Source organism: Arcicella rosea, from assembly GCF_014204325.1.
Lineage (GTDB): Bacteria > Bacteroidota > Bacteroidia > Cytophagales > Spirosomataceae > Arcicella > Arcicella rosea_A.
This window is the reverse complement of record NZ_JACHKT010000045.1, coordinates 20,893-36,482: the sequence shown is the minus strand read 5'-3', so window position 1 is coordinate 36,482 and position 15,590 is coordinate 20,893. Positions and strand designations below refer to the sequence as shown.

The window sequence follows — 15,590 nt, the reverse complement described above, 5'->3', positions numbered from 1 at the left end:
ATTTGAAGATAGAATTTCACAAGTTGATTTATTGAGTTAGGGGGCTAGCCCCCTAACTCAATAAATCAACTGACACAGTTCAGTGAACACTCCCAGTTAAAACCTACTGAAAGGAATAGTTGGTCACCAATTGGGCTATCATTATTATCCTTTGAAAAAGCAAGGTCTAGGTTTACTAATTTCTTAATCACAACGCCAGCACCAAAAGTTGTAAAGCTGCGGTTGCCTTTTTCTTCTGATTCTAAAAATTTACCCATCCTCAAAAACAAAAAATCATTGTAGGTGTACTGCAAACCCAATGACCAAGTGATTTCTTTTAGCTCTTCGCTGAGTCCGCCAGGGGCATCTGAAAACGAAGCAACCATTCCAGACAATGCCGAATCGTTGTAATGATTGCCAGTAGGTGTAGGTACCAATAGTTTATTGGCATCTACTGTAAATCCAATTTTATTTTTAACATCCAACTTATAACTTGGTGCTATGCCTAATTTTAGGTTAGTCGGCAAAAAAGCCTCCTGTTTATTATAAAGATTAACTTTCCCGCCAATATTGGCAATATTAACACCGTAATTGAATGAGAATTTTTTAAAGACATCGGTATCAACATGTGCTAAACTGATGTCAAAAGCAACATTATTCTTGGAAGGTATCTCAACATTAATAGATGGTAACAAATTGGTTCCATTTTCATGCATATACTTCACACCCACCGCCATTGATACTTTGTTTGATAAACGTCTAGTATAATTCACTCCCCAACCCCAACTTTTAGATGAAAAATCTGTCGAAACTCCTGTATTAGTCACATAGCTAAAAGTGCCATTTTGGAAAAGAGTAATATTACTCGATAATACACTTTTTTCACTCAACTGCCAATATCAGCCACCTCGCAAGATATACATATCACTTACAAGTTTAGGTAGCCACTTCGACCCTGTTAAAAAAAAACCGTTTCTATTGGGCGAATGTACCAACATGGCTGGGTTGAGATAGGCTGCTGTTTCTTCGGTAAAAAGAGCCATCCCTCCATAGCCCATTGAAACAGACATTGGGTCTATGTTAATCAGCATAAATTGGTGTACAGCATCTGGGACAGAGGATCTTGTACTTTGCGTTTGTGCTTTTATTGATTGTGTGAAACCAGCAATAAGCGTAAAAAGTAATAATGTTTTTTTCATGGTTAAATTTCTTACTCCTCCCTTGTCAAGATAATGATTCTTCATAGAAACACAATTCCGTCAACGGTCAGTTAGTAAGTTTTGTAGTGTTAATTAATTAGTGATAGACTTATTTGTTTTATTTTTTAAACTGTAAGGGCGTATCGCATACGACCTTTTACTAAACGAATAACAAGTCAACGACAAGGACGGATGCAATTCACCCCTACGTTTATTTCATTTTTCTTTCCAAGTCTAAAGATATTCCTGCGGTTATTCTATTATGCCTACCTTTATTTAACTTTATTAAGCTTTACGATTGTCTGAGCATGGCTATTATTATTACCTCATTTTTAATCAGTAAGGTCGTATAACATACAACCTTGTAAAGAATAAACAATAGCACGACAAGTATAATGATGGTAGGGACGAATGGTATTCGTCCCTACCATCATTATCTAAACCGCAGGTTCTTGCTGAGATAAACAGTGGAAACTTCCTTGTCCCCAAATAATATCTGTGGCATCTAAACCTATCACTGGACGGTCTTTGAAAAGCCCAGAAAGAATATCTAAAGCAATGTCATCACTCTTGCATTGATAAGTAGGCACAATCACCGAAGCGTTGGTAATCAAGAAATTAGCATAAGAACCCGGCGTTCTGAATTCATCAATCACTACTGCCGAAGGCATTGGCAATTCAACTACATTCAATTGCTTGCCATTTAGCAAACGCATTTGTTTGAGTAATTGCAAATTATCATTCAGTACTTCGTAGTTATCATCATTTTTATCATACTCAACTGCTGCCACTACGGTATCAGCGTTTACAAAACGAACGGTATCGTCCACATGACCGTCGGTGTCATCACCCACGATGCCATCATTTACCCAGAGTACTTGTTCTTGTCCGTAATAGTCGTACAAGTATTGTTCTATCTGAGCTTGGTTCAAATGTGGATTTCTATTAGGATTCAATAAACAAGAGCGACTGGTTAATACCGTACCAGCTCCGTTAAATTCTACCGAACCACCTTCCATAATAATACCGGGAGTAACAGCATTCAAGCCACGATATGCTGCAATTTTAGTCGGTAAATTATTGTCATCATCAAAAGGAGGGTATTTTCCACCCCAAGCATTATAACCCCAATTCACAATCATACGTTGTTTGGTTTCAGGATTAATCAAGAATGCTGGGCCGTGGTCTCTACACCAAGCATCATTCGTTGGGTTGATTAATATTTCAATTTTTGTTTCATCAATACCATACTTGGGCAATTCATTCAAAATAAATGATTGTAGTTTTACATCATTTACATTTAAACAAACTTTTTCACCCTGAGAAATAGCCTTGATAAAATTGAAGTATTGTGGATACATTTTGGCTAATTTATCACCTTGCCAAGAGTGGTCGTTATGTGGAAAAGTAAGCCAAGTTGCTACGTGTGGATGCCATTCGGCAGGAAAAAAATATCCTTGAGATTTTGGAGTAAGCATTTTAAATTAGTTTTAAGGTGCAAATATACTTAATTTGAAGAAGGATATTTTGATTTGAAGATTTGGAAATTTGAAGATTTGAAAATGGGGATTTAATTTGAAAACTAACAATGGTATATTCCTCATTTCTAAATTAGCTACTCATCAAATTGACTAAGAGTATGTGTCATTTTTAAATTTCTAAATTCCCTGTGTAATAACTACCATTTTCAAATCTTCAAATTGACTAAGTATGTGTCATTTTCAAATTTCAAAATTCCCTATATAGTAACTACCATTTTCAAATCTTCAAATTTCCAAATCTTCAAATTGACTAAGTAAGTATCATCTTCAAATCCTCAAATTTTCAAATTAAAAAGTAATCCCCCTCCTATTCACCTTTTTAATCGAAGCGATTTTTTTAGTTTTTAGTCTTTCCATCTTGGATGCAAAAGTAGGTTCGCTGGCTTTGCGTTTTTTAGGAATAAAAAGAGCTTTCTTGAGTAAATCATAAAATTTCTTTATCACAACCGTTTTGTTGCGTAATTGCGTTCTCTCTTCTTGCGAAACAATTATTAATTCTCCTTCTGAATTAATCTGATTTTTTAGTTTTCCTTGTAGTGTATTTTTCTGAATTTCGTCTAATATAACGGAATTGATTACATTAAATCTTAGTTCTACTTTAGTAGAAACTTTATTGACATTCTGTCCGCCAGCTCCGCCACTTCTTGAGGCTTGGAATTGAAATTCTGGACTAAAATCTTGTTTTAATAATTCGGCTAAAGACATATTTTTAATTGTGATTGAGTGAATTGTGATTTAGTGATTATTTATAGACTTTAAGACTAAAGGACAAAAGAAGCAAGATTGTGTGAATTTTATTGATATTCACTTTCAATCATGTCGTAAGTAAACATCTTTTTTTAACAAAATTGATTGCAATAACCTGATAGCCGATGACCGAAAACTGACAGCTCAAGGCTCATAGCTAAATATGCCCGAAACAAACATACGAAAAATAATTCATATAGATATGGATGCTTTCTATGCTTCTGTGGAGCAGAGAGATAATCCTGCTTTGCGTGGAAAACCCGTAGCTGTGGGTGGTTCTCGTGAGCGTGGCGTAGTGGCGGCAGCAAGTTATGAAGCTCGTAAATTTGGCGTTCGTTCGGCGATGTCTTCTATGGTGGCGGCTCGTAAATGTCCGAATTTAATTTTTGTAAAACCTCGCTTTGAAAGCTATAAAGTGGCTTCAAAGCAAATCAGAGAGGTTTTTGCAGAATATACTCATCTGATTGAACCTCTTTCTTTAGACGAAGCCTATTTGGATGTCACCGAAAACCTAAAAGGTATGGCTTCGGCAACAGCAATTGCCAAAGAAATCAAAGAGAAAATCAAAGAGAGAACACAACTGACAGCCTCCGCAGGGGTTTCTTACAATAAATTCTTGGCAAAATTGGCATCGGATTATCAAAAACCTGATGGACTTTTTGTGATAAAACCCAATCAAGGAGAAAAGTTTGTAGAAGATTTAGAAGTATATCGTTTTCATGGCATTGGAAAAGTAACAGCCGATAAAATGAACAAAATGAATATTTTCACGGGTTTGGATTTACGCCAATATGATGAAAGTTTCCTGACCAAACATTTCGGTAAAGCAGGAAAATATTATTACAACATCGCCAGAGCGATTGATTACAGACCTGTGAATACTGAAAGAATCCGTAAATCTGTGGGTTCTGAAAATACTTTTTGGCGAGATTTAGAAACCAATGTAGAGTTGGAAGCAGGTTTAAAACCCATTATTGAAGACGTTTGGAAGTACTGCGAACGCACACAAGTATATGGCAGAACAGTTCATTTAAAAGTAAAATTTAAAGATTTTCAAATCATTACTCGTAGTAGAACCACGCTTTCGCCCATTGTTGATAGCACTTTTTTTGAGAAAATCGCTTATGATTTATTAGAACAATTGTACCCAATTCCGAAGGGCGTTCGCCTTTTGGGTATTTCACTTTCAAACTTAGCATTGGGCGACGATATGGTTGGGAAGCAATTGAGTTTAGAGTTTTAAGGAGTCCAATTGCATTTACATCAACAAAACCTCTTCAAAACACATCCATTCCACATTTAACACGCATTTTAATCTAAGAAATTTTCAATTTTTGTTTGAAAATTTCACAAAATTTATACATTTGTGATAAAATAATATAACCTATTTAAATACTTTTATCCAATATCATCATTTATAAAATTAGTATAAATCCTACTTAATATAAATCTAAAATAGTAATAAAATAACGGTAAAAACATTAAAATTATGCACGCAACCTACAACATCAAACCTACAGAAATTAATGATAGTTTATTGAAAACTATTAAAGACCTCTTTAAAAACGAAGAGCAACTAACAATTACTGTTACTTCTGAAAAGAAGCCTAAACCAACTGAAAACCATCAAGATGAAACAGAAAAGGCTTACTTTAGTTCATTCGGTAGTTGGGAGGACGAAGTAAATACAGAATATCTCATTAAAAAAATATACTCTGCCCGAAAAAGCAGACCACGTGATATTGATTAGTAATGTAACCACGTATATTAGTCTTCGTAAAGAAATTCCATCATCTGAAAGTAAGCAAGTCTGCAAACATAATGTTTTGCTTGAATTTGAGTAAGGATAAGCATCTTCTTTATAATACTTGATAAGATTTGTTTTAAGTTACTATCTCCTCCTTTTTCAATGAAAAACGTCAGTCTATCATATTAAGATAAACTGACGTTTTTTGTTTCCGTGGCTGGACTTAAGTCTATTACTGTTGGGAAGTAAGACTAAAGCATATTGTTTATTACAACCCAGACCTCTCTTAATAGCCAATAGTAATTTTAAACAAAGTTACACCAAAGCTAGATACTAATGCAATGGCACTAACTCGTTGCTGATTATCCAATGTATAAGTTACTTTATTAGAGAAGTTACCATTGATTACCGACTTTGGAATCATTTTAGAGGCAAACAGCGAAATGATCTGTCCATCACTGTATGACAATTTTAAAAACTGTGTATTTTCCGTGAATTTATACAAAGGATTTTCTACCGTAGTAAATTCACTCAAACTACATATAATTTCAACATTACTTTTGAATTGATACTTAGTCAACTGTCCATCACTCTGATATTCAAACTTTTCAAATGTTTTTGTCCATTGAGATGGGTTTGTATAATTAAGGGTTGTCAACTGTCCTTTATTATTATAAATCCACTGCATGTATTTTTCTAATATAATTTCTGAGCCATCTGCATTGTATTCATATTCATACGATTGACTTCCATCGGCATAATCAGCACCTTTGTAACTATATTTTTCAGTTTTGATTTGGTTTTTAGCATTTCTGGTAAATTCATAGGTTCTTACAAAATCCCTATTGGTAGAAGTATTAAGGCTTGTAATTGTATAAGAAGTTAAAAGATTGTCTTTCCAAGTGTAAGCATAGGAAGTAGGGTTTTTACTGCCATAAGTTTCGATTTTCACTGTTTGTGGAAGTGATGCGTTTGTTGCTTCTGGTTCAATCTCATCTGATTTTTTTGAAGAGCAACCTCCTAAAACTAAAATAGCAAGCAAAAGTGTAATCTTTTTGTAGTGTTGTAACATGATGGTAGATATGGTTGGTTAAAATGATTTTACAGTAGAAAAGCCTTTTGAATAACCACTGGGTACTCAAAAGGCTTTTTGATATTAAATATAAAGAACAAACTATTTCTTATAAGTAACAGATTTAACCGCTTCGATTGTACGAGAAATGCTTGGAAGAATGGCTTCTAACAAAGTTGCTGCATAAGGAAGTGGTAAATCTAAAGAGTTTACACGAATTACTGGTGCATCCATGAAATCAAAAGCCCAACGTTGTACGTTATAAGCGATTTCTGAAGATAATGCTGCAATTGGGTTAGCTTCTTCAACAACTACACAACGATTTGTTTTCTTTACAGAATTAATCACTGTTTCGTAATCAATTGGTCTAACAGTTCTTAAATCAATTACTTCTGCATTGATGCCCAATTTCGTTAATTCAGCTACTGCTGGCATTACTACTCTTGAAAGCATTTTACCAAAAGTAACGATAGTTACGTCTGTACCTTCTTTTACGATATGTGCTTTACCGATTGGTATTAAGTATTCGCCATCTGGCACAAGACCTTTATCGCCATACATCAATTCAGATTCCATGAAAATAACTGGGTCGTTATCACGGATTGAAGATTTTAATAAACCTTTTGCATCAGCAGGATTTGAAGGAACTACAACTTTCAAACCAGGAGTATTGGCAAACCAGTTTTCAAAGTTAGATGAGTGTTGTGATGATAATTGCCCGGCGTTTCCAGTTGGTCCACGGAAAACGATTGGACAAGAATACTGTCCACCAGACATAGACATCATTTTGGCAGCCGAGTTGATTACTTGGTCGATGGCTACCAACGAGAAGTTAAAAGTCATAAACTCAACTACTGGACGCAAACCATTAGCGGCTGCACCAACAGCGATACCCGCAAAACCTAATTCTGCGATAGGTGTATCAATCACACGGTCTGGACCAAATTCATCCAACATACCTTGTGATACTTTGTAAGCACCATTGTATTCGGCTACTTCTTCGCCCATCAAAAACACTGACTGGTCTCTACGCATTTCTTCGTTTAATGCTTCACGAAGTGCCTCTCTGAATTGTATTTCTCTCATTGGTTATTTTTATCGTGTTCAGGTTGAGAATCGCCGAAACGATTCTGTCTTCAAAATCTGCGTAAAATTAGATAACAAACCTCAGACTGCCAACGCCCAAATCAGTAAATTCTCACTTAAATTGATTGAAATGATTTTTTTGAGGATTTGATTAGTTCTGAATGACGTCAAGCAGTTCGACTTATCGGATTACTTAATCTCTTGGACGGACTACAAAATCCCTAAATCGGAATGCCTAATCTCTTGGACATATTACAAAATCCCTAAATAGGGATGCTTAATTTCTCAGTCGGGATACAAAATATCTAAATTAGGAAGCTTCTTTTCACCTATGAGCCGATTAATTTCATTATTCGGCTCATATTTTTACTATATTTGAGCCGAATACGCATTTTAATCGGCTCATCATGTACAATTGGCAATTTGATAACTGGACTCAGTTTGAATACGACATTCGTCTTTTCGATGAAGTCGATAAGCAATTTCATTCACTTGCAGGACAAAACGGAGGTGTCGTTCAGCTATTAGCTCAAGAAGAAAAAGAGGCTTCAATACTTACTTTATTGGTCAAAGAAGCAATTAAAACTTCTGCCATCGAGGGCGAGTTAATCAGTCGAGAGGATGTGATGTCTTCTATCAAAATTAATTTAGGCTATAATACCAATATCCAATCGGTTAAAGATAAACGGTCGATAGGCATAGCCCGTGCCATTGTTACTTCCAGAGAACATTTTGAACAACCCTTAAATGAAACGATGTTATTTGAATGGCATCAAGCCATCATGTTGGGTAATACCAGCGTCAATGCAGGCGTATGGCGTAGCCACGAAGAACCCATGCAAATTATTTCAGGAGCGATTGGTAAAGAAATTGTACATTTTGAAGCACCACCTTCTAAGGACGTTCCCAGCGAAATGAAACGTTTTATTCAATGGTTCAACGAAACTAACCTCAAAGGAGAAACACCCATCAATAATGCCATTGTACGTGCAGGTTTAGCCCATTTGTATTTTGAAAGTATCCATCCTTTTGAAGATGGGAATGGACGTGTCGGAAGAATCATTGCAGAAAAAGCCTTATCGCAACATCTGCAAAGTCCTGTTTTGCTGAGTCTTTCCACAACCATTTCAGCAGATAAGGCCATTTATTACGAGCAATTAAAAAATGCTCAACGAGGAAAAGAGGTAAACAATTGGCTTATCTATTTTGGTAAAGTTGTATTGGATGCTCAAAAAGATTTCTTTAACACCGTACATTTTACGATAAAGAAAACCAGATTTTTAGACAACATCAAACACCTTGTAGATGCCAAACAACAAAAAGTAATTTATAAAATGCTTCAAGATGAAACATTTGAGGGTGGTATGAATGCCCGAAAATATCAATCCATCACCAAAACCTCAAAGGCAACCGCTACCAGAGATTTAGCAGATTTAGTACAAAAAAATATCTTGATTCAAACAGGCGGCGGACGAAGTACGAGTTATTATGTTTGTTTGGAGTAAAAATCAAGGTTGTTTTTGCAAAAACCTACTACTCATCCAACCCAAGGCTCTTGGAGCTACCAACGAATCTCGTCTATGAATGAGATTCTTTTTTAAGTTATCTGCTGGATACATTTCCACAAACCACCAAACCCTGTTACTTTTATCTTTATACTCAGCCCAAGCTAAACCTTTGGCATTTTTAGGATATTTCGTAACCGTATTTCCTTCGCCAACCGCATCGTAAATGTAAGTTGCAGTGTCTTCTTTCATTGGCTCTGAACGAAGTGCGTAACCATCGTTGAGTGTCATGAATTTAATAGGCGTACTCCATATAGTTTTAGGTGCTTGAGTACGTACCATTCTTGCTCTTTGGTAATTGAGTGTTATGTTAAAATCATCACCAACATTATACTTTGTTTCATATTCTATGTATTCGGCACAACAGCCAAAATCAAGAAGAATAAAAGAAGTGAGTTTTTTGTTTGCATCAAAAACCAAGGCTGATAGCTCTTGATAACCTTCAAAGACTGGAACAAACTGATTTTCTTTGTGTAGAAAAATTTTAACTAAATCTGGTTCGCTTCCGCTAAAACCTCCATAAATGACATCTAATTTCCCATCTGCATTCAAGTCCATAAAGTGAAAACAGTCTTTGAACTTTTTTTCCCTGTAAGATTCATTATCATCATAATAAGCCAAAGAATCAAAGTTAACTTTTAGTTTTTCAGTGATTTGTTTTCGATACGTGTTTGTAACCTGCGTGTCAAACTTACGCCAATCAATCGTATCAGCATATACAAAAAACCGCATAGGCTCAAATACTTCTTGATTTTTACCTACTGAATCCGTACCCAATCCTGCTAAAGAATCGGGAGGAGTATTATTTTTATCGTTTTTTTCAGAAGAACAAGCAAAAGCAAATAAGCCTATAAAAATTAAATAAATATTGAAATTATTTTTCATATCATAGAAATATTAAAGAGTGTGATAAAACGTAGTTAAGTTATAAATATCTTAGCGAAAAAAGTGAACCCAACATCAAAGTAATTTTTTGTATTAATCCGCTAATCAAAGATTAATTATGTTTAATGGCTCAAAGTGGAAGTTTTACTTATTTCAAGATATTCTTTGAAAGCAAAACAATTTCTAAAGAATCCGAGATAACTTCTTTATTTTTAGTATTTGCTAATAAATTTTGATTGCCCATTTCCTATGGAAACTTGATACCTACCTTTATCTTCACCAATTACTTCGATTAAAAAAATATCATTTGGAATATCCATTGCGTATGGATTAAACGCTTTGGGTACTTTAGGGTTAATATCTCCTAACATAGAAATTTTCAAATAAATACTATTATCGCTATTCAAAATAGTTAATTGGCTATCATTGCCTAAGCCAGCATTATTACATAAAAGCCCAGTACTTGAAAAGCAATTAAAGACCATTCCAAAAGGACAAAAATATAGTAGAGTTAATATTATTTTTTTCATCTGTTGATTAGTTATTATCACTTTACTTGCATAGGAATAAGTAAATTGAGCGGGATATTATTTACAGTATTGAGCGTGTAAATCAGCGAAGCTTTTTTTGGCATTTTTGGGTAAACTGTCAAATATTTTACAAAAATATTTTTGATGCTTTCCTATGAGGAAATCGGCATCCTCAAAATATCCTTCTGCGTACTCTCCATCAACGAATGGTGCTAATCCTAAATATGACTTAAATACTTGTTGGTTTATAGAAGCCCTTTTCCCAATGATTACTTCAATTTCGCTATAAATCTTATTCCTTTTTTCCCTTTTTCAGGATTACTTAAAGAATAATACTCTCCAAATTCTTCTTCACTTACTGGGATGATTTTGACAATCTCATCATCAGATAGTCTTTTTTCTTTATAAAATTTTTCTAATAAAGGGTATAAAACTTTAGCGTAATCTCTTTTAGTTTGCCCTTTGATATGAACGATTTCTGTGTCGATGTTTAGTTGATTATAACCTAAACAAAGAAGAGTACAAATAATTAGAAGAGTTTTCATTCACTTAGATATGATAGATTCCCTATCACGTATTTTTTATTCTTTAAATTAATGTTTGGTATTCTAAGACTGGTAGTAGCATCCCCAACGACCCAAAAGAAAAAAGAGCCTAATGCTCGAATATGAAATTTATTTCTAAACCATATTGCGAGTGTGACGCTCTCTACTACCTTAATGCGTAGCCGATGTTACGACCAGTTTGGAAATATTGTTTTACTACTTAAAGAACATGAATATCTTCGATTGAATATTTATATTCTTCTTCATTTACATTATAAATTAAACAACTTAATGTTAAATCGCTCTCTTTGTGGTCAAACCATAAAGGTACATCTACCCATACTTGATTATCAAAATTGGTTTCATAAAAGTCTAAATTATTGAGTTGATAAATAGGTGGCATTGTTAATTTTCCCGGATGTGTCAATACTTCTTCTTCAAAATCCTCTTTAGATATTTTTTTGTAAAGATTATTTTCAAATATTAAGTCAAATTGATGATTGATGATAAGTTTCAACAAATACTTAACTGTTATTTCAATTTTATTTTTTTCCATAATATTTAAAATTAAAAAATCACTCAATACAAAATCCCCTCACAATCCACCGCCACGGCAATATCCAAATCTCTAAAAGTATTAATTAAACATACTTTCTGAAAAGAAGCGAGGTCGCTTGCTTGGATGATTCTTTCTTTTACTAATCCTTTGTCTAATAATTGTTGTCGGCGAGTGCCTTTCAGCAGTGGTGTTGACGGCACAAACCATTGGTTTCCATCATAAAAAGCCAAACAGGCAATGGTGCAATCTGTTATCAAACCATTTTGCAGTATAATTACTTCATCGGCTTCGGGGTTTTGTTGAAGTATATCGCCAAATACTTGTCTATCAGCATATTTGTACGAGTAATCAATAATGGGGACAGCAACTACTTTTAGCTTTGTAATATTTTTAAAAGTATAAGGAGCAAAAGTAACTTCTTGGATTTCGCTTTCATAAAGTACTCTGCAACGCACAATTCCTTCACAAAAATCCGCAGGAATTTGGATGATTTCTTCCAAGTTTACAGCGTTTTCAATTTTAAATAAAGCTTTTCTGGAAGTATTAAATCGTTGGTTGTGGTATTCGATATGCTGAAATTTTCCGTCTTTGATTTGTATGGTTTCTAATAATTGCATAGCTTGTAAACATCTGTTCGTCAATCAAACCCAAAGATATGAAACATCTGAATGATTTATTATTACTCGGCGACCCACGTTTGTATGAAGTTTGTGAACCTGTTAGCAAAGAAGAATTATCCTTAGTCAAAGAATGGGTAGCGGATTTGCATAATGTGATGGAGGAAATCAGGGCTAAGTACAATTTTGGCAGAGCCATCGCCGCCCCGCAACTGGGCATTATGAAAAGAGTAATTTACATGAATATTGATAAGCCTGTGGTTTTTATCAATCCTGTTTTTGAAAATCTTAGTGAAGAAATGTTTGAAATGTGGGACGATTGTATGAGTTTCCCCAACCTTTTGGTAAAAGTAAAACGCCATAAATCGCTAACGATACATTATTTAAATGAACATTGGCAAGAACAATCTTGGCATATAGAAGATGATTTATCTGAATTACTCCAACACGAGTACGACCATCTGAACGGCATACTTTGCACCATGCGAGCGGTTGATGATAAGGCTTTTAAGTGGAGAGCTTAGGGAGTTTTGAATTTGGAGTGCTGAGTGAGGAGTGGAAAAACATTCAGCACTCCGCACTCAAAACTCTCAATTCCTAAAGTGTTGGGTAGTCAATAAATCCTTCGTCACCAGGAGTATAAAAAGTATCTCCATTTGGAACGGCCAATTCAGCTCCTTGTTTCAAACGTTCTACTAAATCAGGGTTTGAAATAAATGAACGACCAAAAGCAATTAAATCTGCTGCTCCCGAAGCTAAATCTGCCTCCGCACGAGCTACATCGTATCCACCAGAAAGTATTAATGTTCCTTTAAAAGCTTTACGAATATTATCAATTACTGTCTGAGGAACTGCTGGTGCACCCATTGACTCATGGTTTACCAAATGCGTATAAACAACGCCAATTTCATTTAATTTTTCGGCAATGTATTGATAGTCAGTGTCAATTGTATCAAAAAAACCTACATCATTAAACACTCCATAAGGAGAAAGACGTACACCAACTTTATCTTTTCCAATCGCTTCAACTGTTTGCGAGGCAATTTCTAACAAAAATTTAGCACGACCAGTAATATCACCGCCATACTCATCTGTACGAATATTTGTTTTTGTATTGATAAACTGGTCAATTAAATAACCATTTGCTCCGTGGATTTCTACACCATCAAAACCTGCTTCAATAGCATTTTTTGCCGCTTGTACATATTCAGCAATTGTTAATTTGATTCCTTCAATGGTTAAAGCTAAAGGTGTTGGTTGTGCTTGCATTCCTTCAGTATCTGTCCACATTTGTCCTGCGGCAACTATTGCCGAAGGAGCAACGATAGAAGCTCCTGCTGGCATATTCGCTGGATGAGCAATACGTCCACAGTGCATTAATTGAATAAATATTTTTCCACCTTTTGCATGAACGGCATCCGTTACGTTTTTCCAACCTGCAATTTGTTCAGCCGAGAAAATACCGGGAATACGAGCATAGCCTAAACCATTTGGTGAAGGTGAAGTGCCTTCTGTAATGATTAAGCCTGCCGACGCACGTTGTGCATAATAAGTAGCGATTGATGGAGTTGGGATGTTTCCGATAGCTCTTGAGCGTGTCATTGGAGCTACAACGATATGATTGGCTAATTCAATGTTGCCAAGTTTGGCAGAAGAGAATAATTTAGAACTCATAATGATATTTTTAGATTGTTAATATATCGAAACTTTTCGATACGTTAACAATCTAAAAACGGCTAAGAAAGTTCCTGAAAGAAAGCTGAAAGCTTTTTAAAATTTTCTCTGTTCAAAGAAATCTTATGAAACTTACCTTCTTTTTTTGATTCAACTAATTCGCTTTCAATCAATATTGAAACATGGTGCGAACAAGTAGATTGCGAAAGACCTATCAATTGTTGAACTTCTCCACAGTACATTTCTCCTTTTTGAGATAATGTCAATAGAATTTTCAAGCGATAACTATCCGCTATCGCATTCGTGGTTTTTTCAACAAAATGAGTAATCTCTTGCATAATGTTAATTTACTTCTGCCATAAAAATACCAGAAGTAGCGTCTTGTTTAAACGATTTCATAATCCAACCACCGCCAACTACGTCGTCTCCTTCGTAGAAAACAGCCGCTTGTCCCGGTGCAATACCTGAAACTGCTTCGTGGAAATGAGCTTTTATTTTATTGCCTTCTTGCCAAATTGTAGCGGGCGTTCCAGCGTCTTTATAACGTACTTTTGTAATGGTTTCAATCGGATTATCAATAGAAGCGTATTTGGATAAATTCAATTGTCCAACCACCATGCCGTCTCTTTCTAAATCTTTATCACGACCCAATACTACTTCGTTGGTTTCTTTTCTGATTTCAGTGACAAAAGCTGGATAGCCCAAAGCAATGCCTAAGCCTTTCCTTTGTCCGATAGTATAAAATGGATAACCTTCATGTTTCCCAAGAATTTTTCCATCAGTATCCAAAAAGTTTCCACCTTTTACTCTTTCTTCCAAGCCTTCTACTCTTCTTTTGATAAAACCTCTATAATCGTTATCAGGCACAAAACAGATTTCGTAGCTTTCAGATTTATTCACTAAATCCATAAAACCTCTTTCGGTAGCCATTTCTCTGATTTTGGCTTTTGTCAAATGTCCTAAAGGCAATTTGGTACGAGCCAAACTTTCTTGCGAAACGCCCCAAAGTACATAGCTTTGGTCTTTCCAAGTATCAGCACCTTTTGAAATAATATGTCTGCCGTTTTCTTCACGAATATTGGCGTAGTGTCCAGTGGCGATAAATTCACAATCTAATTTATCAGCTCTACGCAAAAGTGCGTCCCATTTGATGTGCGTATTGCACATTACACAAGGATTTGGCGTGCGTCCTTCGATGTATTCGCCCGTGAAGTAATCAATTACGGCATCACCGAATTCATTTCTAATATCTAAAATATAATGTGGAAAGCCCAAAGAAACGGCAACGTTTCGAGCATCGTTGATGGAGTCTAAAGAACAGCAGCCTGTTTCTTTTTTTGTTCCGCCTGAAGAGGCATAATCCCAAGTTTTCATCGTCATTCCAACGACTTCATAACCTTCTTCGTGTAACATTACTGCTGCTACCGAACTGTCGATACCGCCACTCATGGCGACTAAAATTCTTCCGTGTTTGCTCATTGTACTGCTCAGGTTCAAGGCCTGACGTTTAAAAATATTATTATTAGTTTTTTAGTGATTAGTAATTGGTTATTAGTTTATCTAGTTATATAAAATTCTAATCACTATTTACCAATCACCAATTACTTTGTTACAAATTTACAATAATATTCAACATCATTTCTGATTTTTTGGTTCTGGATAGAAAGCTTGGTAGTTTTGCATCAAGTTATTGGTGATTGGTAATTAGTGATTAGTATTTTTTACTTTCCCCGATAACCAATAGAATATAGTATTACTCATTTGGTATTTTCTCAAATCTGATTGTAAAATCTATTCTTTAGCGATTCTAATTTATTAAATAAAAGCTCAAGGCTGATAGCTCA

18 protein-coding genes are annotated in these 15,590 nt (G+C 35.1%); 4 read left to right on the top strand and 14 right to left on the bottom strand.

Annotation, left to right across the window (positions count from 1 at the left end; genetic code table 11):
• Positions 1-65: 65 nt before the first annotated feature.
• The 4 genes from HNP25_RS20160 to arfB all read right to left on the bottom strand — a co-directional run bounded on the left by HNP25_RS20160 (position 66) and on the right by arfB (position 3,424).
• A complete protein-coding gene (locus tag HNP25_RS20160) occupies positions 66-869 on the bottom strand; it encodes a PorV/PorQ family protein (RefSeq protein WP_184137303.1) in 804 nt (267 codons plus the stop codon).
• Positions 870-878: 9 nt separating this feature from the next.
• Positions 879-1,178: a hypothetical protein gene (locus tag HNP25_RS20155; protein WP_184137301.1), complete on the bottom strand. Its 300-nt coding sequence runs from the start codon at positions 1,176-1,178 to the stop codon at positions 879-881.
• Between the two features lie 437 nt (positions 1,179-1,615).
• Positions 1,616-2,656 carry an agmatine deiminase family protein gene (locus HNP25_RS20150; protein WP_184137299.1) on the bottom strand — a complete coding sequence of 347 codons (1,041 nt, stop codon included), beginning with the start codon at positions 2,654-2,656 and terminating at the stop codon, positions 1,616-1,618.
• Between the two features lie 351 nt (positions 2,657-3,007).
• Entirely contained in the window at positions 3,008-3,424 is a 417-nt protein-coding gene (gene arfB / locus HNP25_RS20145) for an alternative ribosome rescue aminoacyl-tRNA hydrolase ArfB (protein ID WP_184137297.1), read from the bottom strand.
• Positions 3,425-3,629: 205 nt separating this feature from the next.
• On the opposite strand from arfB, the gene dinB reads away from it, so the two are divergent.
• On the top strand, positions 3,630-4,709 hold the full coding sequence (dinB, locus tag HNP25_RS20140; RefSeq protein WP_184137295.1) for a DNA polymerase IV: 1,080 nt from the start codon (positions 3,630-3,632) through the stop codon (positions 4,707-4,709).
• Between the two features lie 246 nt (positions 4,710-4,955).
• Positions 4,956-5,216 (top strand): hypothetical protein, encoded by a 261-nt coding sequence (locus HNP25_RS20135; RefSeq protein ID WP_184137293.1) that lies wholly within the window; start codon positions 4,956-4,958, stop codon positions 5,214-5,216.
• A gap of 283 nt (positions 5,217-5,499) precedes the next feature.
• Here the strand turns inward: HNP25_RS20135 and HNP25_RS20130 are convergent, their stop codons facing one another.
• Complete coding sequence (locus HNP25_RS20130; protein WP_184137291.1) at positions 5,500-6,285, bottom strand: hypothetical protein; 786 nt, start codon at positions 6,283-6,285, stop codon at positions 5,500-5,502.
• A gap of 102 nt (positions 6,286-6,387) precedes the next feature.
• Positions 6,388-7,371 carry a pyruvate dehydrogenase complex E1 component subunit beta gene (locus HNP25_RS20125; protein ID WP_184137289.1) on the bottom strand — a complete coding sequence of 328 codons (984 nt, stop codon included), beginning with the start codon at positions 7,369-7,371 and terminating at the stop codon, positions 6,388-6,390.
• A gap of 407 nt (positions 7,372-7,778) precedes the next feature.
• Between HNP25_RS20125 and HNP25_RS20120 the strand changes: the two genes are divergently transcribed.
• Complete coding sequence (locus HNP25_RS20120) at positions 7,779-8,876, top strand: DUF4172 domain-containing protein (protein ID WP_221432524.1); 1,098 nt, start codon at positions 7,779-7,781, stop codon at positions 8,874-8,876.
• Between the two features lie 3 nt (positions 8,877-8,879).
• On the opposite strand, the gene HNP25_RS20115 is transcribed toward HNP25_RS20120, so the two are convergent.
• The 5 genes from HNP25_RS20115 to HNP25_RS20095 form a co-directional block, all read right to left on the bottom strand.
• Positions 8,880-9,821, bottom strand: a complete 942-nt coding sequence (locus HNP25_RS20115; RefSeq protein ID WP_184137287.1) for a hypothetical protein — start codon at positions 9,819-9,821, stop codon at positions 8,880-8,882.
• 212 nt (positions 9,822-10,033) lie between these two features.
• Positions 10,034-10,351 carry a hypothetical protein gene (locus HNP25_RS20110; RefSeq protein WP_184137285.1) on the bottom strand — a complete coding sequence of 106 codons (318 nt, stop codon included), beginning with the start codon at positions 10,349-10,351 and terminating at the stop codon, positions 10,034-10,036.
• Positions 10,352-10,620: 269 nt separating this feature from the next.
• Entirely contained in the window at positions 10,621-10,896 is a 276-nt protein-coding gene (locus tag HNP25_RS20105) for a hypothetical protein (protein WP_184137283.1), read from the bottom strand.
• 220 nt (positions 10,897-11,116) lie between these two features.
• Complete coding sequence (locus HNP25_RS20100) at positions 11,117-11,452, bottom strand: DUF7668 domain-containing protein (protein ID WP_184137281.1); 336 nt, start codon at positions 11,450-11,452, stop codon at positions 11,117-11,119.
• 23 nt (positions 11,453-11,475) lie between these two features.
• A complete protein-coding gene (locus tag HNP25_RS20095) occupies positions 11,476-12,072 on the bottom strand; it encodes an aminotransferase class IV (protein ID WP_184137279.1) in 597 nt (198 codons plus the stop codon).
• 38 nt (positions 12,073-12,110) lie between these two features.
• Here HNP25_RS20095 and HNP25_RS20090 point away from each other — a divergent pair, with 38 nt between their 5' ends.
• Positions 12,111-12,596 (top strand): peptide deformylase, encoded by a 486-nt coding sequence (locus tag HNP25_RS20090; RefSeq protein ID WP_184137278.1) that lies wholly within the window; start codon positions 12,111-12,113, stop codon positions 12,594-12,596.
• A gap of 73 nt (positions 12,597-12,669) precedes the next feature.
• On the opposite strand, the gene HNP25_RS20085 is transcribed toward HNP25_RS20090, so the two are convergent.
• From HNP25_RS20085 to mnmA, 3 genes are all read right to left on the bottom strand, one after another.
• A complete protein-coding gene (locus tag HNP25_RS20085; protein ID WP_184137276.1) occupies positions 12,670-13,746 on the bottom strand; it encodes an alkene reductase in 1,077 nt (358 codons plus the stop codon).
• 62 nt (positions 13,747-13,808) lie between these two features.
• Positions 13,809-14,084, bottom strand: a complete 276-nt coding sequence (locus HNP25_RS20080; protein ID WP_184137274.1) for an ArsR/SmtB family transcription factor — start codon at positions 14,082-14,084, stop codon at positions 13,809-13,811.
• A 4-nt stretch (positions 14,085-14,088) separates the two neighbouring features.
• Entirely contained in the window at positions 14,089-15,225 is a 1,137-nt protein-coding gene (gene mnmA / locus HNP25_RS20075) for a tRNA 2-thiouridine(34) synthase MnmA (RefSeq protein WP_184137272.1), read from the bottom strand.
• Between the last annotated feature and the right edge of the window lie 365 nt (positions 15,226-15,590).